Source organism: Bacillus sp. Bwzl_19, from assembly GCF_054900515.1.
This window is the reverse complement of record NZ_CM142729.1, coordinates 2,267,352-2,289,410: the sequence shown is the minus strand read 5'-3', so window position 1 is coordinate 2,289,410 and position 22,059 is coordinate 2,267,352. Positions and strand designations below refer to the sequence as shown.

The following is a 22,059-nucleotide window of genomic DNA, read 5'->3' as shown; positions in this document are numbered from 1 at the left end:
TAAACCGAAAAAACTGTCAGTACCACCTCATTCTCAAAAAATATATAGCATCAACTATACTGCGGCCGCCGATGTAGACTATTCATTTATGAGTGAAACAGACAGTCCAAACATTAAGATCGATGTCGTGAGGGAGAGGTTGCATTTAGTCGTCGTCGATACAAAGATGAAGAGTTATTACAAATACTCAGAGATTTATATGAAAAGCTTGGGAGAACACCCTTAGCATCAGAGGTACCGCAACGTGTTACTATTCGAATACGATTTGGAAGTTGGGAAAATGCTCTAAGAAAAGCCGGCATTCCAATCAATAAGCCTAAAAAAACAAAATATGAGAATGACGAGTTACTTGAGATATTGCAGGAAAAAATGCTAAAAAATATGGACGCCCTCCAAGATACAAAGAGGTTCAACAACCAGCATTAATGCAATTTCGATTTGGCAGCTGGAACCAAGCTTTACAAGCGGCAGGATTGGAAGTCTATGAAGGTCCCAAAAAAGACAAAACTAAGAGTAACAAAGAATTATACAAATAAACCTCACTGACAATAGGGCAGTCAGCGAGGTTTTATTATTAATCTCATGTTTCACGGAAACGTTCGAATTCTATAGACGAAAAATTCTTACCAGGACACTGGTGGTCTTTTTTCAAAATGCATTTAATGGACCGCACGTTCCATAAACATTACAAAAAACATGCTTTGACATCGTCTAAAGCATGTTAATTATTTAAACTAATATAAAGCTGCTAAGTTGACTTTTTTAGCTCATTTATTTATTGAATTCATTAACTTGGAGAAGTATTCAGATTTATGAGTTTTATTTAGGTTATACCATGAATGTAATGTCTCTGGTGCAAATACATCTAATTTTTTCAGTACTTCCATCGCAAATTCCAGAGGAGCTACTCCTGATGCAGTAATCAAATTCTCATCAGATACCGCAGGTCCCATCTCATGAAATTTTTCTCCTTTATAATTAGGACAGACCATTTTAATATACTCTAAGTTATTGCTTGTATGCTTTCTAGAATCTAGGTATTCAATATTTGCGAGGCCCTCAGTTGCACCACAAATTGCAGCAACAATAGTGCCAAGCTTTAAAGCTTCGCCAACTTTTTTCAAGATAGGTTGATGAATTTCTTCTCTCCAGGTAGTCCCTCCAGGTAAAATTAAAAGATATTTACTCTCAAGAGTACATTCATCAAGAGAAATATCTGGTTTTATGTTCAGTCCTCCCATCGTTGTAATCATTTCTTTACTAGCTCCTACTGTAACTACTTTAAATGGTGCTAAATCTTTTTTGAAATATCTTCCCGAGTTTAGTTCAGCAATTAAATATCCATATTCCCAATCTGACATTGTATTGAATACATAAAGATAAACTGTTTTTGTTTGCATCCAATAACACTCCAATCACAATTAATATAGAGTATTATAATATAACTTCCCTGACAGATAACGTCAGGGAAGTTATCATGCTTGATGAAATTTTATTAATTCAGACAGAACTTCAATAAATCTTTTCTTAAGACTTATTGGCTTAATAACTTGAATAGATTTACCATACGGTAAAAGTAAATAAGGTACATATGTATGTATCATATTTTTTTCGAGAAGAAATACTGCTTGATTTGAAGTCCGTTCTTGTAAATAATGTCCTAAAAACCAATGTTTACAAATATCACCCAACGCCCTTGCATCCCCATTAATAACCAAAGGGATAATCCCTTCCTTATCTTCTATAGTTGGAAGGAGGTTTTTCATAAAAAAGTCACGTGCTGAAAAATTTTCTGGCTGGTTAAACTTATTTTCGGTTAGCATTAGACTTTCAATTCGATCTACTCTAAAACTACGAATATCATTCCTAAGATGACAAAATCCAATCACATACCACTTATTATTCCAATAAAGAATTCTGTACGGATCAACCAATCTATCCTTTGATTGCTCTCCACCACTTTTATTGTATAGAATTTTTACAGAGTATCTATCAGTTACGGCCTGCTCCAACTCCTTTAATAAAGGTTCCATTGAGAGGGAACTTAATCGTCTTATTACTTCAAGACTGGTTAAATGTTGGTTTATCTTTGTTTCCTGCTCTTGATTTGAATATTTGCTGAGCTTTGAAATAGCCCTATTTAGTGCTTCACCTCCATAATATCCGGCTTCTTCTGCAAAAACAGCAGCGTGAAATAGTGAGATTTGCTCCTCTAAATCAAAAATAAGAGGAGCTTCAATAAAATTGTTCAATAGAGTGTATCCACCGTTATGTCCTGTGTCTGAAATTATAGGTACACCACTTGTTGAAAGTGTATCAATATAACGATACACAGTCCTTATACTTATCTCTAACTTTTCTGAAATTTGTTTTGCGGTAATTTTTTCACTTGAACTAAGCATCCATAGAATTGCCAGCATATTATCAATTTTAGGCATACAAATTCACCTCTATATGGAATTTTTGTTTTTATAAAAGATACCCATTCATGTAGGTTCCTAGATGTAAGAAACCCATATCGAAGTTTTTACCAGTCTTTCGACTACCCATTTTCCCAATGCCACAACCAATTTTATATATTCTTGAATTGTACGATTGTGTTTTCCCTATTCTATTGAAATGAGTCTATATAATTCATTAAACATACTCCTTATTTTAACGTGTTCGGACAAGAAAAAAACAAGGAGGATTGGATTATTTTTGATTTAATGATAATAATTATATTTTAAATCCCTAAATATTATAAAGATTGGTAACTTTTCAAAAAAACAGTTGATTACCATGTAAATAAGTGGTACTTTAATAACGAAAGAGGATTGGCGATTTTTGATAAAATATGCATGGATTGGTCCTAAAATGCAATAAATTGGGGGGGTCAATAATATTCATCATACAAAACTTGAATATTAAGTCACCGTGTTAATACTATATGCCTCTTTAAACTAAAGCGATTATCCCAAAAAGAACTTTAGGAGGACAAGGAATCGTGATACATGCATTAGCCAATGTACCGCTAAGTGCCGAAGCGAAAGCAGTGGTAGCTCAAACGTATTGTACGGGCATTGCACCAGAGGTCTCCACCGTCATAAACCTGAAGGAGGGGATAGCCTTCAATCGGGAATTCTTGCGAGAGCTTGTGATTGCCGGGTGGAGTGAGCAGCTTGGCCAATATATTGAGATAATTGAGGCTCGGGGTGCAACGGACTACGAAGCCCTCCGTCTAGTACAGTTAGCAGTTAGGTCCGGCGCTGCTCTATTCGCAGTTTGCAACGTGAGGACAGGTAGTAACCAACGCTTCTATCTGTCAATCCACCATGCTCTTGCAGATGAGCAGACCCTCAATGTTGTTAGCAGTTTAGTTCAGTTGGCGCATGTAGGAATGCTAGACTTAGCGCTGCACGACATTAATCAAGGGCGGCAAGCCTACTACAGTTATGTGGAACGTCAGCTCGCGATAGCAAAGGAAGATGTTGCGTCAAAGGAGTTACGCAGAAAACCGATGAAGCCCGTGAGACTGTCGGAATCTGGGCGGCTTGCGTGGAGCGCGCAAGCAAAACGGGTATCCCTGAGCAGAGTCGTACGGATTGAGAATGCTGATAAACTACCTATCACCGAAGTCCTAGCGTTGCTATGCGGCACAAACGTGGTGTCGGAGGGCGATACGGTATGCTTGTCCCGGTGTTGGCGTTTACCTCACGAGTCAGGGGCTATCGGTATGATGACCGGCCTCATTGCAATGCCTATCGAGCAGATCCAAAATGCCCCGACTCAGTTTCGGACAAGCCTGGAGGCCCGTGCACGGCACAACTCAGACGCCCGTGAGGCACTAGAGTGCTGCCGAGCGTCCGAACTGTTTATCAATGGTGCAGCCCCGCGGGGAATCCCTGCGTCGCAAGTGATAAGCGCGACATTCCCTGTGGGTATGGATATTAGGAGAATAAGTGCCTCGGAGTTCCGACTCGAGTTCGAGGGCCAATTTTGCAGCAAGATTGCTGCTAACGACTTACTCAATGAGCTTGCTGATATCCTCTCGGATAAGAAGGAAAAGAATAAATAACATTTTGGTTCAATGATTATTTATTACAAATTTTATTACAAAGGAGAATGAGATGACAGACAGAGTTGAATTAGATGAGAAAACTTTTGCGGGGGAAGTAGAGCGAATCACTGCGACGTTCAGTGAAGTTCTTGGTATCGAATACGTAAGCCCAGGTGATAACTTTTTCAAGCTTGGTGGCGATTCTTTCGATGCTGTCCGCGTGATGTCGCGTCTGGGTGGCAATTTGCAGATTGTTGCCATCTTTGAGCACCCAACCGCAGAGGAACTAGCTAGGTACATCCTACATAATTCTATTAGGCGTGATGTGCGACTCGTCCCGCTACACGACGAGTCTACAGCCGATGGGTCGATTGCAGTGGTTGCCGTCCCGTTCGGTGGTGGCGATCCGACCGCATACCGAGATATATTTCGCGGAAATCAGGACGTGCGTGTCTTCGGGGTAGACTTCGGTGATTTAGAAGTAAAAGAAACGTCGGACTTTTCTGAATTGATTAACAAACTCATAACCGAGATTGAAAAAATCGATGCAGACCAACTCATTATTTATGGGCATTGCGCTGGAGCAGCAACAGCGGCCTGTATCGCCTCGGCTATAGCACCCACAGTCAGTTCCCTCACCTTAGTGGTCGCGGCATCGCAGCCAATAGATAACCCAGACGCTGCATTGCGTGAAGCCGAGACGACCTCAGATTATGAATGGGGCCAATATCTACGGTCTTTGGGGGCGTTCACCGGGCTAACCGACGAGGAGGTCGATGGGATGTTAGCCAGAGGCAGGAGGGACCACCTGATAGCAACCGAGGCATATCGAACGCTGACACACCTTCAAGCACGTGGAATGCCAGCACTGGTGTTGTTAGGTGACGAAGACCCGGCTACACCTCAGCCCAATGACGTAGTGAATAAATGGCGAAGTTTTATCGATGTCACTAAGTCAGCAATTTTATCTGGTGGGGGACACTATTTCATACGTACCCATGCGCAAGAGGTCGCTGATATCGTTCTGTCGTTCGCAGCGGATAACAGGAATGGAGGGAAATGAGATGACGATTAAAAATAAACTGCTTGGGAGCCAAGCTCACCTGCTACAGCGAGGCTTGACAGACCTAGGGATACAAGACCCCGAACTGGAGAGCATCTTGGATGCCGAAGTAAGGCGTCAGCATCGAACACTGTCACTGGTCGCCTCCTGCTGTGCAGTCACGCCCCGAGCCTTGGCAGCGTCAGCTTCTGCCTTGGTCAACGTTACGGCAGAGGGAACTCCTGGTAGACGGTACCACGCAGGATGTGAGAACGTTGATTTGGTCGAGTCTCTGGCAATCCAAAGAGCTCGTGAACTGTTCGGTGCCCAGTACGCAGGCGTCCAGCCACATTCAGCGTCGAGTGCGAACTACCAAGTGCTTTCGGCACTACTTCAGCCCGGGGATACTCTGCTCGGAATGAATCTCGATCACGGTGGGCACCTCACTCACGGCAGCCCAGTCACATTTTCAGGCACGTATTACCGGGCGATTGGATACGGCACGACTCCTGAAGGCGTCATTGATTATGACGAGGTGCGTAGACTGGCCCACGATCATCGCCCGCGCATGATCATCTGTGGTGCGACTGCCTATTCGCGGGTCGTGGATTTCGAGAGGTTCCGTGAGATTGCCGATGAGATAGGGGCGATCTTGCTCGCTGACATTTCGCATATCGCCGGACTTGTTGCGACTAAACGACACCCAAGCCCGATTAACGCTGCACACGTAACTACAACGTGTACGCATAAGCAACTCGCAGGACCACGTGGTGGTCTGATTATGTCCGGACGTGATGCTAAAGAAAAGGTTCCTGGCAGGGAGACAACCTTCAGCCGTGCTTTGCAACAGTCAGTATTTCCCTGGATGCAGGGAGCGCCAGCCGTCAACATAATAGCTGCGAAGGCTGCTGCGTTCGGCTATGCAATGTCACAGGAGTTTGACGCATACATAGAGCGAATTCGGACCACAGCTAATGCCATAGCAAGTGCGTTTCAGGAAAAAGGCTATGATGTTATAGGAGGACGTACTGAGAACCACACAATTCTGATTCGTTTGCATGGTGCCATTACTGGTGCCATCGCTGAGTCGGCGCTAGAACAGTGCTCGATTATAGTGAATAAAAATCGTGTTCCAAGAGAGACCCGGTCGTCATTCGTCACTAGTGGATTGCGCATTGGTACCGGTTCCCTGGCGCAACGTCGCGTCGACGAACAGGGGTGCCGTCAAATTGTTGATTTAGTTTGCCGGATCTTAGACAAAGTGACACCGCTTGGCGATAAGGAGTACGAATTGGATCCAACTTTGAGGGAGCAGTTTCGTTCAGAGATTGAAGCGTTGTGCTCAATTTATCCGCTTATAGATTATACGGAGTGATGCGTTCAGGAGTAAGGAAATTTGAACGTAAGCTGCTAATTAAACGAACTGAATATAAACAAGTTTTTATGCATGCTCATCGTTCTGATCCCAAATCGTGGTGCTCGACCGATTTTGAAGGAAGTAGGTGCGAACTAGCCCGTTTTGGGCTGATAGGGCGGTATGTTAAGCGCCCTTTTCCCAATCGGGACTGTCTAGGTTGCAGTCCTACAGATTGATTCCACTCAAAACGAGGATTGCGTTAAAGTCAGTGAAAACTATTGTTAGGAGGTTAATGCATGGAAGTATCAAAAATAACTGCCAGGTTCTGTCTCAACACCAAGGTGAGAAAATGGTGAGCGGCAAAACGTACTGGGATGAGCTGCCTAACGAGCTCCTAGCCGAATGGATTGTGTCAGAACATTTTGAGCGTTTCGAAGACTCAACTCTGGCTGAAATCGCGGAGGCATATATCGGAGTTTATTCAACTCGGCCTACTAGCTGGCTAGCCGTCCTAGCCCGCAATCGAAGTATTGATCGAACCGAAGTTCTCTCCATGGAAACTGATCCAGCTTTGGTGCGAATACCAGGAATGCGACGTTCAAAATTCTTACTTCCCCAGTCTCTGGCGGCTACGGTTTTTGGTGTTACCCGTCTATCTCTTGCCGACCACGAGTGGCGGTTACGCGATGTCAAGCTCACATTGGCCGACTATCGGCGAATACTACCAAGCCTTACCGAGCTCACTACAGGCTCTCCTGTCCGGCTAAAAGATATTGGGGATGCCTTGGGATTGAGTGGCCCCCAGACCCGCGCGTGCACCACTGTAGCGACATATGATGGAGCATTAATTCGGATTCCCTCGTCGAATCCTTGGTCCAATCGGTGGTTGTATACCGCCGCGCCTAACGGTCTGCTTCAAAGCGATGATACACCAATTGACCGTGAACGCCTACAGTTGGACATCGCTCGCCGTTATATTCAAAATTATGGGCCGGTATCAGTCGATGACCTTGCTTGGTGGATGGCCATTTCAAAGAAGACAGCGCGCTTGCTCTTGGAAAGGGCCGGAGCATACGAGATTGGATCAGGAATTTGGCTGAGTGCCAATCAAAAGGATAAGTTTGAAGAGTTCGTATTGCACGCAGGTCAGCACTCAGCTACAGGCGTACGGTTTTTGCCTGCTTGGGATCCGCTTTTGATGGGGTACGCGCCCGGCTCGAGACAGCGCGACTGCCTAGGGCTTAACCAGATTGGTGGGTACGACGCTGCAGGAAATGGGCGTCCTGTCGTGTTAATCGGTAGCCGGGCGGTGACTACCTGGCGCATCATGAGAAGTGGCTCCAAGCGCTTAATCTCGCTCGATCTCTCATCTTTTGTAGGTAAGGAACGAAAAGATCTTCAAGAATCGGTCTTGACCTGGGCAAACCAAATCGGAGCCATTTATGACCACGAAACGAATGGGGAAGAGCCTACAACTGGGGAGTAATCATTCGGATGTTGGAAAATTTTAAACGAAACACGCTGCAATTTATATTAGGGAGTGATCATTCGGATGTCGGAAAATTCCAAACTGAACACACAGCAATTGGAAAGTGGATTGATGAAGGAGATTCCAAGTATTAATCGGTCGATATGGGACGCATTCGAACGCTATGCATCCGGCCAGTCAACAATGGCTGAGCGATTGGAAGAGGAGATTTTTTTACCTGATGGGCTTACTGCATCGATTGACGATCTTATTGTGGTCGCCTCGATACTGGGCTCGCTGGTCAGTCCCGAAGGTCGGGTAACCGTTGGGATACACGCCAATGGATCAGCAACTTGCCTTGAGGTCGATGCGACCAAACTGCTCGATGCTGATGACGCTCGCACTTACATCTTTGATCTGCGCCAGACCGCAGAACTACCAAGACATAATGTGTCAGTTCCTATGGACATTGAGGTGACTGATGGGCAGAGCTACCCAATTGCGGAGTCACTGGTATGGTTATTAGTTCAAGATGGTCGGTGTGTTCTGTCAGTGCGGGAAGACCGAATTGAGAAGGCCATGTTTATGCATCTATGCAAAATCACGGCCTTTGCGTGTGCCAGGGCCTTGGATCCAAAGGCAATTCCCGCGCTTGATGCCTTACCTACCCACACTACACATGAACAGCGTCAGCGTAAGTCGCTGGTCGAACGCATCTTCATACACAAGCAGACGAAGCCAATGGACCTAGCGATCGTGGATAACACGAGTGGCCAAACCTTGACCTATGCCGAACTTTGGGATGCATCTGAGGCAATAGTTCAGCAGGTGAGCGAACAAGTAACCACAAATCAGTCACATTTCAGACTCGCGCTCTTCATGGAACGAGGTTGGAGATACTTAGTCTCTATCATCGCTGTCCAACGTATGGGCGGTACCTGCGTGCTGATTGACTCCACGCATCCCGATGATCGGATACGAGCTTTACTAGACGAATCCAAACCTGACGCCGTAATTACTGCAGGCACCTTGACAGACAGGGCACGTTGTCTAGGTGCATACCCCGTGCTGGACTTAGACAATAGGCTAATTCTGAATCCGCTAGTCAAGTGGGGAGGTGGCGAGTGGGTCGAAACTAAAAATGAAGTGTGCTTCATCGCTGGAACCTCCGGAACTACCGGGCGACCCAAGGCAGCCTGTCTATCCTACCGTGGGATGGCCTCTACAATTGACGCTATCATCGACGCTGCCAAGCTAGGGGGAAACACTCGAGGTTCATGGCTGTCGTCCCCAGGATACGGGATGATCGAAGTAGATCCGCTACCGGTGCTATGTTCAGGCGGAACGGTCTGCATCCCCTCATCTGATGTCTTGCAAGATGTACGAATGCTGACAAACTGGTTCATCAAGAACAATGTTACGCACACATTGGTTATGACATCAATCGCTGAAACGCTTTGGGCTGATGGATGGCAAACTGGTTTGGACACTATGTTAATTGCTGGTGAGCGGTGCAAGCAGTGGCCGCCTGCTGATCTGAATTACCGAGTTTTCAACGTCTATGGCTCTGCGGAAGCGGCTGTTGTCTCAGTAGAGGATTTATCTGGTCCTCGTCGCACATTGTTGCCCACAGTAGGACGGGCGGTGCCTGGTGCAAACATGTACGTGGTTGATAGTGCCGGCCAGGAGTTACCAGCTTGCTGCGTCGGGGAACTAATCATCACTGGTGAAACGCTTTCGACGGGTTACATAGATTGCAATGAGACTAAAAGATCTTTCCGTCCGAACACATTCGACGAAACTTCACCGCTGCAATACATTTCCGGTGACCGAGCACGGATAGGTTTGGATGGAACCGTCGAGATTTTTGGCAGATCTGACGCACTTGTGAAAATTCGTGGGCATCGGGTTGACTTAGCTGAAGTAGAGATTACTGCGCTTAAAGTTCTAGGTGTGACAAAAGCCGCTGCCGTTTGCTTCACCGATGATGCTGGGGAAATACTGGTACTTTTCCTTGAGCAGTCTTCCAATGCTAAGAATGTTAAGGGTGCGGTACGTAAGTATCTTAGGGAACAATTGCCTCCCGCTGCTCAACCGAGCCAAATCAATACGATAGTGTTGCCGCTAGGACGCAACGGTAAGGTAGACTATACCGCGTTACGCGACTATCAGTTCGAGCGAGATACAACGCACACAGTCTTTTTCCCGACTACTAAAACCGAGATAGCTTTGCACGACTGCTGGTTGAAGTGGACTCGATGTGATGAGGCAACTCTTGAGTCTAATTTCTTTCACTCTGGTGGAGACTCTTTGCGGGCTATGCGCATGATGGGTGAATTATCTTGCAAGTATGGTATCCACATTGAGATGAGTCCTTTTCTTGAGAACCCGGTATTATCAAACCTTATATGCTTGGCTAATGCTTCTCTCAATGTCGATTTGCCAGCATTTGAGCACCTGCCAACTGATCAACAATTAGAGCCCTTCGAGCTAAATGAAAGCCAACAGGCTTTATGGATTGGTCGCGGCTCTGACTTCAACTACGGCGGTGTCGGGTGTCAAGGATACTTTGAGTGGGAAGTGGAGAATTTAGATCATGATCGGTTTGTGCGCGCGGTCGGCTTGTTGGTAGACCGCCATCCAATGCTTAGGATGACAATTGATGATGCTGGTCGCCAAAGAATCAATACAGTCGATGGAAGGCAGGCCGTTGAGTATATAGATCTAAGAGAGCTTTCACCGGTCGAGATTAGCAACGAGATTAACCAGTTGCGTCGACGTATGGCAAACGACGAAATCGGGACAACGCAGTGGCCCCTATTCCGATTTGTCGTGAGCCGGATTAGCACGCATTTAAGCAGGATTCATTTGTGCATTGACATGCTGATCGCCGATGCATGGTCGATCTTCCAAGTAATCATTCCTGATTTGATTGACTTTTATATTAATGAAAAGTCACAACTGCCGCAGCTCCAGACCACATTCCACGATTATGTCGCGTATCGGAACAAGCTAAGGCAGAGTGCACAATACCTTGCGCACCGCGAGTATTGGTTAGAAAAAATCAAGGAGTTGCCAGCTGCTCCAAAGTTGCCGCAGCTCGAACCAGGGGAGACTACAGCGCCTGTAAGGTTCGAAAGACATGAAGGCAAGCTTGAACAAGAGTCTTGGGCTCGGCTCAAAGCTCAAGCCCAAGAGAGAAGGATATCGCCCTCTGGGGTTGTGGCTTTAGTTTTGTGTGAAGTGTTACGTTGCTGGAGCGAAGAAGATTGGTTTACATTGAATTTTCCGGTCTCAGACCGGATGCCGGTCAGTGATGACATTGATTTAGTGGTCGGGGATTTTACGAATACATTGCTTGTCCCTTACGAAACTGAGGTCGAAGATACGTTTGAAGCTCGTGGCCGACGGTTACAGGATGCGATTTGGGAGGCACTTGACCATCGACTTTTTACTGGGGTAGAGGTATTGCGTGAGTTGGCTCGAATCCGCCGCTCTGGTCGTGAACCACTGATGCCAGTAGTATTGACAAGCCTTCTCGGACATCCAGGTCGACACGATGTTTCCCTGTTGGGTCGGGAGGTATTCGGGGTTTCACAAACTCCACAGGTGACGCTTGATGTCCAGGTTCGAGAGTCAGAGGGCACACTGTATTTCAAATGGGACTACCTAACTGGAGTCATTCGACCTGACGTGATTGAGGCGATGTTTGGTGCGTTCAGTAATCTGCTGCAACAGCTTACGGATGATTCCGAAGTTTGGAAACGTACTTGGCTAGATCTTCGACCAGCGTCGCAGATAGCTGTACGAAACGAGGTCAATGCAACGGAGGAACCTGTTCCCGAAGTTCACTTACGTGATTTGCTACTAGAGCGCCTCAGAGATAGTGCGAACGAACCAGCCGTCATTGATATCCATGGTGAATACACCTGGGATGAGATTGGTCGTGCAGCTACGCACGTTAAAATGATGATCCAGCGGGTTTGTAACTCAAGTGATCGGTTTGTGGGGATCATGCTACCTAAGGGGGTCGCACAATATGAGGCGGTTTATGGTTGTCTGTTGGCTGGGATTGGCTACGTTCCTATAGATATCGATCTACCTCAAGAGCGGGTGCGTACTATACTCGCACAGGCAGGAGTACGCATTGTGATTGCATCACCTGATACTATGGTGCCTGTTGGTGTCCACAAGATCGAACATGTGACTGCTGGCCCCGGTAGTTGGATGCAACAAAATACTGACTTTGTTATTGAACCTGTCTCAGAAGACTATTCACCGTATGTAATTTTCACATCAGGCTCAACTGGCGAACCGAAGGGCGTTGAGATTCCGGAAGCCGCTGTGGTAAACCATATTTTCGATGTTGTTGAACGCTTCGGTCTGGATAAGTCTATCCGACATCTCGCCACAGCTGCACTACACTTTGATATGTCTGTCTTCGATGTTTTCGGCCCCTTAGTGCATGGAGGTTCCGTTGTGGTACCCGAACCTGCAGCTGGCCCTACTCCAGAAGCTTGGCTGAGACTACATCGCCAATGTAGGGTGACATTTTGGGCATGTGTCCCCGCTGTTATGGATCTAGTATGCTCCGTGGCTGAAACAGCGCTTACGGTACACCCGATTGAGTCTGTAACCAATATCGTGATGGCTGGTGACTGGATCCCACTGTCCCTACTACCGCGAGCTAGGTCTGTTTTCCCGTCTGCTCGGATGTACTCATGTGGGGGCCCAACTGAGACTACAAACTGGTCAGTAATCCATGAAATCAACGAAGACGAAGGTAGTATCTGTCGTTCGGTCATTTATGGCTCACCGATGCGGAATTCCAAATATCACATTGTTAGCGAGAACTGGATTGACCGCCCTGACTGGGTGCCTGGCGAAATGCTGGTAGAAAGTGATATATCATTGGCACGTGGGTACCTTGGAAAGCCTGAACTCACGCAGTGCGTATTCGTTTATCACCCTCGGACCGGACGCCAGATGTACCGCACAGGAGACTTGGGCCGTTACCTTCCCAATGGTGAGATAGAGATCCTCGGACGTGTCGACAACCAGATCAAGATAAAAGGAATCAGGATCGAGCTTGGTGAAATCGAGAGAGCGGCCGAAGCCTGTGACGGGGTATCGAGAGCGTGCGCCGTTGCATTGCCTGGCCAAGATGGAAGGCCAAAGCAGATCGGGCTAGCTTATATCGGAGAATCCAATCTCGATGATGCAATAATCAAGGAGCTCACACATCGCTTACCTAACTACATGGTGCCAAAGACTATTAAAAAAGTACCGAATCTACCCCTATCAAAAAACGGAAAGGTGGATGTAAGAGCATTGCGTGAAAGATTATTAAAGACCGACACAAAAGAGTTAAATACTGGGGATCGAAGAACCATTCTACGAGAGGTCATACGCGTGATATCGGTCCAACTCGCCCAACCAGTAATACTACCAGAGGACAATTTTATTCAATTAGGTGGAGACTCGCTGACCGCTATGAATCTCAAAATCGAATTGGAGTCCAAATTATCGATAACAGTTTCACTTGAGAGCATCATGCTGACTGAGACGATTGTTGAGTTTGCCAATGAGCTTGCGGAAAGGATGAAGCTATGAACAAAAAACAATTGTATCTAGAATGGCCGGAATATGTAGAGGCATATCTGAATGGACAAACTAAACTACAAGGGTTACACGAGAAGGTTGAGTTGCGCGGGCAAGAAATATTAGAGTACGTTGAGGTGCAATCACCATTCTACCGTGAACATCTGCGTACCCAAGTGGGTTTCACAAGTGAGTTCAAGGTTCTGGATGGAATACCTTTCACTACCAAGAGTGACCTTCGTTCTGCTGGTACGGAGGTCTGTTGTGTCCCGATGGATGAAATCGCTGCGTATTATGAGACGACTGGGACTACGGGGAAATCAACGCCGTGCCCACGAGCTTCAATTGACGTCGAGACTAGCGGGGCATACGTTCAGAATGCTGTTAAGGAAGTATACCAATCAACATTCGGTACGATGCATGCTCTCACTGCAATCATGGGGCCATCAGAGTTATATGCCTTCGGGGATACGTATGGTGAAGTATGTCGGAATCTAGGTATTCCATTCGTGCGGTTATGGCCGGAGAGCCCTCGAGTCGGTCTTGAAAAAGCTGCTGATCTCATTACGGGTCTTGGTGTAAAGTCATTAATATGCTCACCTGCTGTTGCCCTTGCCCTTGCTCGGTTCTATAAGAGCCTTGGAATCGATCCCTGCAAGACTCCGGTGAGTCAGATCCTTGTGTTAGGAGAGTTATGCACTCCTGAGATGCTTTCAAACATATCTCGGATTTGGGGTGCAAATTGTACTCATGGTCTGTATGGGTCGCAAGAGACACATGCAGTAGCTACAGGTTGTTCAGAAGGAAATCTACATCTTTCTGAAACGAACTATATTGTTGAGACTATACCGATAAATGGGCTTGATGGTGATGTAGGTGAGTTGTGCCTTACCATGCTCGTCCCTGGTGCTAAGCCGTTAATCCGATTTCGTACAGGGGATTTAGCAAGCCTATACCCGTCAAGTGTTTGTGGGTGTGGAAATCCGTCCCGCTGTATACGGATATTTGGTCGGGTCGACGACGTTATGACAATCGGTGGCTGCCAGATGTTTCCTGCTTCAATCGAATCGGCTGTTTTAAGGGCAGCCGATAGGGTTTGGGGATATCAGGTCGATATCAGGATTTCGAACAATGGCACTGACGAATTAGAAGTAGCGATGGTTGCTGAGGTCGGGAATCAGTCTTTTGATCAGATTCAAAAGGAGATAGCGGATCATTTTGGTGTCCCGGTAAGGTTGGTGTTGCAAGATCGTTTGGATCCGCGGACGGAGACTGGAGCTTATATTTCCTGGAAACACGCCCGAATCCGAGATTGGAGGCCTACACTATGAATACGCAAGAACAGAAAGATTCATGGGTCGTCGAGCAAAGTGTGGTTCCTGAAGCCGCGCCGGTAGCACAAGTGCGGCGGCGTGTATTAAGTTTATACCCTCGATCGGCCTTATTTGAGACGGGGACTGGTTTTCAAGCTGTCGATGGTAAACAAACAATGTTCATGGTTGATTTGCTGTTTGAGCTCATACTAGTAGATGGCACTTGGCAAGTATTCGGCAGTGGTCCTTTTGAGATGAAAACCAGCGAATGTAGCGAGGTAGTTAATGATCACACTAAGCCCTTATGGGAGCGCATGAGAAAGGTGACACAGATCCTTGCGTTGCCGGAGGGTTTCCCGCTCGTGTTGGTTCTGGGGTATAGTGCAGCTCGTTTTGTTGAACATCTACCGCGGATAGCTATTGAAAAGGGAGAACCGGAGGTGGTATTGCGCGTCTACAGACACGTCGTGCGCTACAACGGTGCTGAAGGAGGTGCCCAAGTCGATGTATTGAAGTGTAGACACGATGAGGTCACAGATACCGAAATTTTAATCGCAACTCTTACCGATCCCGAAATAGATCTGGCTCCACGTGGTCCATGGGATTTAGGAGTTATTCAGGGTTTAACGGAGCGGAGCACCTTCTGCGATGCGGTGAACCGTGCCAAAGAACATATTCGTGCTGGTGACATCTATCAGGTTCAGTTGTGTCGGTGCGCAATATCGAGTGCGAGGATTCCCCCATTAGACCTCTATGAAAGACTCGCATCAATTAATCCGGCTCCGTATATGTATTACTTGGACCTTGGCGACCGGCATGTGGTGTCCTCCAGCCCAGAGCTCATGATCCGTAGTGGTGATGGTGGTGCTCAAGTTCGCCCCATCGCGGGAACAATGGCGCAGGAAGATCAGCGGGGCAGTCGCTTGGACCACATTCCCAAAGAGGCGGCCGAGCATCTGATGCTTGTGGATCTGGCGCGCAATGATTTAGCACGTTGCGCTATCCCAGGAGGTGTGGATGTAACCTCGTTTATGCAGATGGATGCATACGGTCCACTTTTTCACTTGGTCTCGACTGTTGAGACTCCGGTCCGTGCAGATTCCGACATATGGGACTTGATTGAAGCAAATTTTCCGGCGGGCACAATGACAGGTGCACCCAAAGTCCGTGCGATGGAGATTATCGCCGAGCTCGAAGATACTGCACGAGGGTTGTTCACTGGTTGCGCTGGGTATATCAATGGAGAGAACAGTGGTGTGCTTGCCCTGACCATCAGAACAATCGTCGGTGACTCTGGTCGCTACGTATTGCGAGCTGCTGCGGGTATTGTGGCTGACTCGAAGGCATCGGCTGAATGGGACGAGGCGGGAGCGAAAATACGGTCGTTTGCCAGAGCGATAGGAGGGAGCGTATGAGAGTTTTATTGGTAGATGCCTTTGATAGCTTTGTATTCGTCATTGCACAGTATTACGCAAAGGTTGGCGCACACACGAAGGTGGTACGTGTGAATGATGACCCAATAAGTCAGTACCAGCGGTGGAAGCCTCAACTTCTAGTCCTGGGGCCAGGTCCAGGAACACCGCAGGAACATGGATACCCAGAAATAATTCGTGCAGCAGGTGAACATCAAGCTATATTCGGCGTCTGTTTGGGCCACCAAGCTATTGGGGAGTTTTTTGGCTGTAAGCTCAAAAATGCACCTACTATCGAGCACGGCAAGAAAGCTCAGGTGCAACACGACGGACAAGGTATCTTTTGCCATGTCCCATCGCCCGTCACTGTAGTCCGGTACCATTCACTGGCTATCACCGATCCCGGTACGGAAAACGAACTGGTTACATCCGCATTTTCTCAAGAAGATGGCGTGGTAATGGGGGTGCGTCATCGTACGAGACCAATCGAAGGTGTGCAGTTTCACCCCGAGAGTATCGGAACGGAGCACGGGATCACAATGATACGGAACTCGCTGGCGTTGGCTAACTACCCTAGCTTAATGTCGAGCTGATTACTTCGGCCAGATTATACCGACAATAATTCTTTTCTAGTTCTTTCTTGTTGGAAATAACATAGGTATAGTCCTAGGGTTGGCTTATTCTAACTGAGTATAGCGGTGGATCAGGTCTAAACAATGGGATCCACCTCAGATTATATAATGATGCAATTACCAAAAAGATTGGAGTTAAAAGAAATGATACAGACATCAAAAAACGAAATTGAAGTGATAAGTGAGGTGCGATGGAAGGCCCTTGCTGTTATTTCGATCATCCAGTTCATACTATTGCTTGACGCCACTGTGGTTAATGTGGCATTACCGCATATAAAGCAGGATTTAGGATTCACTGCTGCGTCCTTAACGTGGGTGGTGAATGCTTACCTCGTAGCTGCCGGATCGCTGCTACTGCTAGGTGGTCGAATCGGTGATGCCTTTGGGTTGCGACGTACCTTCCAAATAGGTATCGCAGTTTTCGGTGTATTTTCACTCGTGGCAACTTTATCCTCTAACGCGAGCATGCTTATTGTAGGACGCGCTGGTCAGGGGGTGGGTGAGGCTCTCACTGCTGCAACTGGTTTAGCGATGGTATCCTTATTGTTCCCTTCAGGCCCTGAACGTGGCAAAGCATTTTCGATCTGGGCGGCTCTCGGTGGATTCGGGTCAATCGTCGGGGTTATGCTATCTGGTGTACTAACTGAATATCTGTCGTGGCGCTGGGTCTTTGGGATCAACATCCCAATCATCTTGATCCTCTATGTGACTGTTGTGCTGTTGGTCCCGAAGTTATCCAACCAGGCAACCGCGCGGTTGGACATTGGTAATGCTTTGGTATTGGCATTTTCGGTTTCTGTGATAGTTTTGGGCATCATTGGTTCAGGCATTGAGCAGCTATTATGGCTCCGCGTCACATTGTCTCTCTTGGGTATGCTCGGCATCATCGGGGTGCTTCAACGTTGCAAACGGTCTGGTGACGGCATTATACCCGCCCGGCTAATGGCTCGTTCGCCGCGGATCATTGGTTATGCCATTGTTGCAATCTTAGCCGGTACATCTGGTGCTTTGTTTTACCTTGGTGTCCTACTATTGCAAGATTCCCTTGGCATGACCCCAATGCAAGCAGGTATGGCTTGGCTGCCATTTTGCCTCGGCTTTTTCCCAGGCTTATTCCTTTTTCAGTTTATTATAAAACGGTGGAGTTCAAGGGCGGCTGCTCTTGTTGGTCTCACAGTCTCAGCCTTAGGTTTCTTACTGTTTGCAGTTGGAGTAACTACACAAAGCTACTGGGTTGGGATGATGCCAGCAATGATTGTGACGTCTGTCGGCTTTGGCTGTGTTTCACCAGTCTCTCAATATCTCGCAACTTTCGGGCTCTCTGAGGTGGATGCAGGAGCCGGTTCAGGCATTACGTCAACGATCCAGCAACTGTTTAACGTAGGGGGAGTGACCCTTCTTGCGGCCGTTGCTATTAGTATTACGGACGGTACTGGCGCATCTACAATAATCAATCCAAAAGGATTCATTGTTTCATTCGTGCTAGCCGCTGTGGCAATAATCTGCGGGGCAGTTCTTATTTTGGTTAGAGGGAGTGCTCTAGCATCATCTCCAGACAACCAGGAGAGCTTAACCGATGGAAGGGAATCATAGGGCAGAGGGGGTTTCCCTAGGTACAGCCTTTTGATCGAGGCGTAAAGTAGATGCATCGTCAAAGATGACCTTTGGGCTTATATCTGTGAGTCAAAGGCAAAGGATCCAACTTCTAATGGAAAAGTTGAGGAAATGCGAGGACATCTGTAACAGCCGAGTCTGTAGTAGCAAAACGCCCGATACAGATAGTTTCAGCAATAAGAAAGCTATTTTTTGGTGGATGAATAGTCTGACTTGATTTGATTGATAGCGTTGATCTGAAAGGCTACGAAAAAGCGAGAAAAACGAAGAAAATATTTAATGAGAGAGGAGGATATTCAGATGCAGCAGAAATACCTAGTCCCACCTGTAGGACGCCAGCTCATAACAGTCCCTAGCACGGCGGGGCTACGTGAAAAATGGGTCGGAGCAATGCTTGACAAAACGGGCCGCGCCTATGCTGGAGCATTACGCCTCGACTTCTCACCGAGTTGCGAATCAGATAAAGCTCTCAACGCTGTAGCTGATACGTTGGCCCGGCATCCAATCCTAGCCGCCCACTTCCAGATTGAAGGTGACATCCTTGTCGGCTATGCCCCCACAGAGTCTAGTCTGCGTGAAGTGCTCAGGGAGCAAATGCGCACCAAGCACACTGGTATTACTAATGAGGCGTTTCTTGCGCATCGTGCAAGACAATCTAGTGAGCCAGGACTTAGGCTAGCGTCAGTTTCGGATGATAATGGGTTACACGTGTGGATTGGATTTTGGACCTATACTTGCGATGGGGCATCAATCGACCTACTAATCGAGGAAATTGCTAATCGCTACCTTGGCAAGTCCTTGAAATCGTCACGGAGCTGGGAGGAGTATGCCCAGATGGAGGTCACTCAAACAGTAAAGCAAGTATTAGACTCACGGACTCGGGTTAATGTTTACCCTGTGCCAGGGCCATACGGCATTGATGCAGTTCGCGCCACTCCGCGCGGTACTGTAGGACATACACAAAGTGTACGGTTCGACTCTCCTATACCACGTAGCATGGTTTTAACCTGCGCGAGAGCCTACCGTGTTACACCATTCGTACTATTATTCGCAGCTTTCCAGCGTGCGGTAAGTGCGGTGAGTGGAGTCAAAACCGTTGTTACCGGAGTCCCATTCGCAAACCGTCGGCATCCTGATGATCACACCGTGGTCGGTCCCCTATCGAACACAGTTCCGATCACAACCCACCATGAGCTGGGGGAACCGCTAGTCGCGGTGCTTAATCAAGTGCAACGCGCGGTGATTAGAGCAGCTGAACGCCAGAATATCGAGACGACTGCACTCTATCCCGAAGGTACCTCACCTCGGAACGTGGATTATGACCTTCCTTTCCCCCAGTTGTTCAACGCATGGAACTCTCAACGTGATGGAACCGAAATCTCTCTGGGTAAAACGGAATGGATGTATCTCCGTCTGCTACCAAACGGTACGTGTAGGGCAGGCTTCGAAATCACTCTCGATGAGCACTCTGAATATATTTCAGGACGGATCGATATGGACGTGGAAGCGTACGACGGGCAAGTCGAGCAGGTAATTGAACATATGATCAAAGGCTTAAATAGTCTCAATTCAAATTAGGGTATTGCTTATTGCTCTTTGAAGTATACTTGTTCGACATTCTACAAATGGCATACCTCGTTGCATGCTTGGAGCGGGAGAATATAAAAGACTGAGATCGCCTGAGGTTTTGTAACAAATTTTAGGTCGAGCCAGTTTTCCCAACTATAGAATATCCCAAATAACGTAAAGAATTGAGATCTGAAAGTTTTTTACCAATAAGGAGGGGGTCAAATGAAAGGGCGCGTAGCAATTGTTACTGGTGCAGCACATGGGATCGGACGTGCCGTTGCGGCACAGTTAGTGACAAGTGGATGTCAAGTTGCGTTACTAGACAAGAATATCGACAGCCTTGGCTCGCAAGATGGTTCGATGCGTTGCGAGGTTGATGTCACTAACAGTGACCAAGTTCATCAGGCATTCCAGTCTGTAAACAAAGAACTTGGGCGGATAGATATTCTGGTGAACGCAGTGGGTGGAAGTCAACATTCGAAATTAATCGAGACGATAGAGGATAGCGACTGGAACACAACGTTTGAATTGAATTTACGAAGCGTGTTTAATTGTACGCGTGCCGCAATTCCTGATATGAAAAAGCGTGATTGGGGGCGAGTGGTCAACATCACGGCTGTTGCTGGAAGAACCTACACCTTCTTCGGTGGAGCAGACTTCACCGCTGCCAAAGCAGCTGTTATTGGTTTTACGCGACAATGCGCGTTTGAGTTGGCCCCCTATGGGATCACCGTGAACGCCGTAGCCCCTGGACTGACGCTCACTGAACGAGTGGAGTCAATGTGGGCGGAATACAATGAGGAGAAGCGAGCATCGATCCTAGAGCGGATCCCGATTGGACGCCCGTCTACTGTGCAAGAGCAGGCTGAAACGATCTGTTTTTTGTGTAGCGAGCATGCCTCTTACATTTGTGGCGCAATACTTGATGTCAACGGGGCGATGTTCGTTGGCTAGTTACGACTCAATAGAGGAGAAATAGAGAGCCATCTATCGTGTGGCTATTTGTGCGGGGGTAGTGTATAGTGCCGCATGAAGTATTTAGACAAGTATAAGAAAGATGCTAAAGACAAGGGCTTGAAGATTTGGAGTATGAGTGGATATGCGACTGAAAAAGGGTTTAATGGTTGTGTAACTAAACTGAAAAAATCAGTAACTGTATCTAAGCCGGTTCAAAAATCAGTAACAACACACCGATCAGAGATACATAAATCCCAACTCGAGTAGTTCATATTCAAATAATTCAGCATCAAGTAGCTCTTCTAACTCTATACAAGCTGCTTCCTCTTTGACTGACGGAACAGATTACTTTGCAAACTGTACAGAGTTGAGAAAGAAATATCCGCATGATGTACCAAGTACTCACCCTGTTTATTCATCTAAAATGGATTCAGATCATGACAACTTTGTGTGTGAAAAGAATTAAAAATTTTGAAGCCTCAGAGGCTTCTTTTTTATTTGGATGTATTCAGCTCAGTCGTGCAGAAAAGGCTTATAAGAAATGCGATCTTCATATCAATCAGATCAAGCCAGCTGTCTATCGCTGGCGTAGTCTGGAAAAAACTTCGATGTTGTCGGCGCTTCGGCCAGAGAAGTCATTATCACCTAGGTTAGCCATACCGTGAAACGTTCTCTTAATTGACTATCTGGCCGCAGAGATTCTTGGATTCACCCGCGCGTTGCTTGGCTGTGGCCAGCAGGCTGTTTGCTTCGAAAACACTCATGACCAATCATACGATAAACTTCAACGAAATATTACCATGGAAGAATGAAGAAACGAACTGAAAAATGCTTGGGTAGTCAAAACTTCACACGGTCTGAATCCCTGTGCATCATAGATTTAATCTGTCCATAGCATCACTTTATTTAAAGAGAGGAGATATCGGCATTATATCGCATCGTCTTTTTCTCTGGATTAACTAGATGAAGTATCTATAGATGTAAAAACACATCTATATAACTGTTTTTTTCTTTGAAGGAAAATGGCATTTTTTGCAGAAATTTATAATGGATGT

At 46.8% G+C, this 22,059-nt stretch carries 14 protein-coding genes and 3 pseudogenes; 14 read left to right on the top strand and 3 right to left on the bottom strand.

Translation table 11 applies throughout. From position 1 onward, the window contains the following. Positions 1 to 171: 171 nt before the first annotated feature. Together ACW5MY_RS12170 and ACW5MY_RS12165 are read left to right on the top strand one after the other, a co-directional pair. Positions 172 to 426 (top strand): annotated as a pseudogene (locus ACW5MY_RS12170) (homing endonuclease associated repeat-containing protein); the annotation flags it as partial. Next, positions 357 to 536, top strand: coding sequence for a homing endonuclease associated repeat-containing protein (locus ACW5MY_RS12165; RefSeq protein ID WP_220176626.1), 180 nt, complete (start codon positions 357 to 359; stop codon positions 534 to 536). The pseudogene ACW5MY_RS12170 and the gene ACW5MY_RS12165, both read left to right, overlap by 70 nt. Positions 537 to 767: 231 nt before the next feature. On the opposite strand, the gene ACW5MY_RS12160 is transcribed toward ACW5MY_RS12165, so the two are convergent. Both ACW5MY_RS12160 and ACW5MY_RS12155 read right to left on the bottom strand, forming a co-directional pair. After that, a complete protein-coding gene (locus ACW5MY_RS12160) occupies positions 768 to 1,400 on the bottom strand; it encodes a type 1 glutamine amidotransferase family protein (RefSeq protein ID WP_013352966.1) in 633 nt (210 codons plus the stop codon). A gap of 75 nt (positions 1,401 to 1,475) precedes the next feature. Further along, the gene (locus ACW5MY_RS12155) at positions 1,476 to 2,438 is read right to left on the bottom strand and encodes a helix-turn-helix transcriptional regulator (RefSeq protein WP_013352965.1); all 963 of its coding nucleotides are present in this window, start codon (positions 2,436 to 2,438) and stop codon (positions 1,476 to 1,478) included. A 548-nt stretch (positions 2,439 to 2,986) separates the two neighbouring features. Here ACW5MY_RS12155 and ACW5MY_RS12150 point away from each other — a divergent pair. The 12 genes and pseudogenes from ACW5MY_RS12150 to ACW5MY_RS12095 all read left to right on the top strand — a co-directional run. After that, positions 2,987 to 4,057, top strand: a complete 1,071-nt coding sequence (locus ACW5MY_RS12150) for a hypothetical protein (RefSeq protein WP_013352964.1) — start codon at positions 2,987 to 2,989, stop codon at positions 4,055 to 4,057. A gap of 52 nt (positions 4,058 to 4,109) precedes the next feature. Next, a complete protein-coding gene (locus tag ACW5MY_RS12145) occupies positions 4,110 to 5,102 on the top strand; it encodes an alpha/beta fold hydrolase (protein ID WP_013352963.1) in 993 nt (330 codons plus the stop codon). After that, entirely contained in the window at positions 4,984 to 6,456 is a 1,473-nt protein-coding gene (locus ACW5MY_RS12140) for a serine hydroxymethyltransferase (RefSeq protein WP_309328539.1), read from the top strand. Before ACW5MY_RS12145 ends, ACW5MY_RS12140 begins: the two co-directional genes overlap by 119 nt. A 274-nt stretch (positions 6,457 to 6,730) precedes the next feature. Then, complete coding sequence (locus ACW5MY_RS12135; RefSeq protein WP_198315876.1) at positions 6,731 to 7,924, top strand: DNA glycosylase AlkZ-like family protein; 1,194 nt, start codon at positions 6,731 to 6,733, stop codon at positions 7,922 to 7,924. Between the two features lie 66 nt (positions 7,925 to 7,990). After that, entirely contained in the window at positions 7,991 to 13,519 is a 5,529-nt protein-coding gene (locus ACW5MY_RS12130) for a non-ribosomal peptide synthetase (RefSeq protein ID WP_289393739.1), read from the top strand. After that, complete coding sequence (locus ACW5MY_RS12125; RefSeq protein ID WP_061573722.1) at positions 13,516 to 14,838, top strand: phenylacetate--CoA ligase family protein; 1,323 nt, start codon at positions 13,516 to 13,518, stop codon at positions 14,836 to 14,838. The genes ACW5MY_RS12130 and ACW5MY_RS12125 overlap by 4 nt, the downstream gene beginning before the upstream one ends. After that, entirely contained in the window at positions 14,835 to 16,235 is a 1,401-nt protein-coding gene (locus ACW5MY_RS12120; protein WP_013352958.1) for an anthranilate synthase component I family protein, read from the top strand. Before ACW5MY_RS12125 ends, ACW5MY_RS12120 begins: the two co-directional genes overlap by 4 nt. Beyond that, a complete protein-coding gene (locus ACW5MY_RS12115; RefSeq protein ID WP_013352957.1) occupies positions 16,232 to 16,825 on the top strand; it encodes an anthranilate synthase component II in 594 nt (197 codons plus the stop codon). Before ACW5MY_RS12120 ends, ACW5MY_RS12115 begins: the two co-directional genes overlap by 4 nt. A gap of 183 nt (positions 16,826 to 17,008) precedes the next feature. Then, positions 17,009 to 18,457: an MFS transporter gene (locus ACW5MY_RS12110; RefSeq protein ID WP_013352956.1), complete on the top strand. Its 1,449-nt coding sequence runs from the start codon at positions 17,009 to 17,011 to the stop codon at positions 18,455 to 18,457. Between the two features lie 321 nt (positions 18,458 to 18,778). Beyond that, the gene (locus ACW5MY_RS12105) at positions 18,779 to 20,056 is read left to right on the top strand and encodes a condensation domain-containing protein (RefSeq protein WP_061573725.1); all 1,278 of its coding nucleotides are present in this window, start codon (positions 18,779 to 18,781) and stop codon (positions 20,054 to 20,056) included. Between the two features lie 213 nt (positions 20,057 to 20,269). Continuing rightward, positions 20,270 to 21,001 (top strand): SDR family NAD(P)-dependent oxidoreductase, encoded by a 732-nt coding sequence (locus ACW5MY_RS12100; protein ID WP_013352954.1) that lies wholly within the window; start codon positions 20,270 to 20,272, stop codon positions 20,999 to 21,001. A 78-nt stretch (positions 21,002 to 21,079) separates the two neighbouring features. Next, positions 21,080 to 21,470 (top strand): annotated as a pseudogene (locus ACW5MY_RS12095) (excalibur calcium-binding domain-containing protein); the annotation flags it as partial. Positions 21,471 to 21,531: 61 nt separating this feature from the next. Here the strand turns inward: ACW5MY_RS12095 and ACW5MY_RS12090 are convergent. Continuing rightward, positions 21,532 to 21,768 (bottom strand): annotated as a pseudogene (locus ACW5MY_RS12090) (T7SS effector LXG polymorphic toxin); the annotation flags it as partial. Positions 21,769 to 22,059 lie beyond the last annotated feature (291 nt).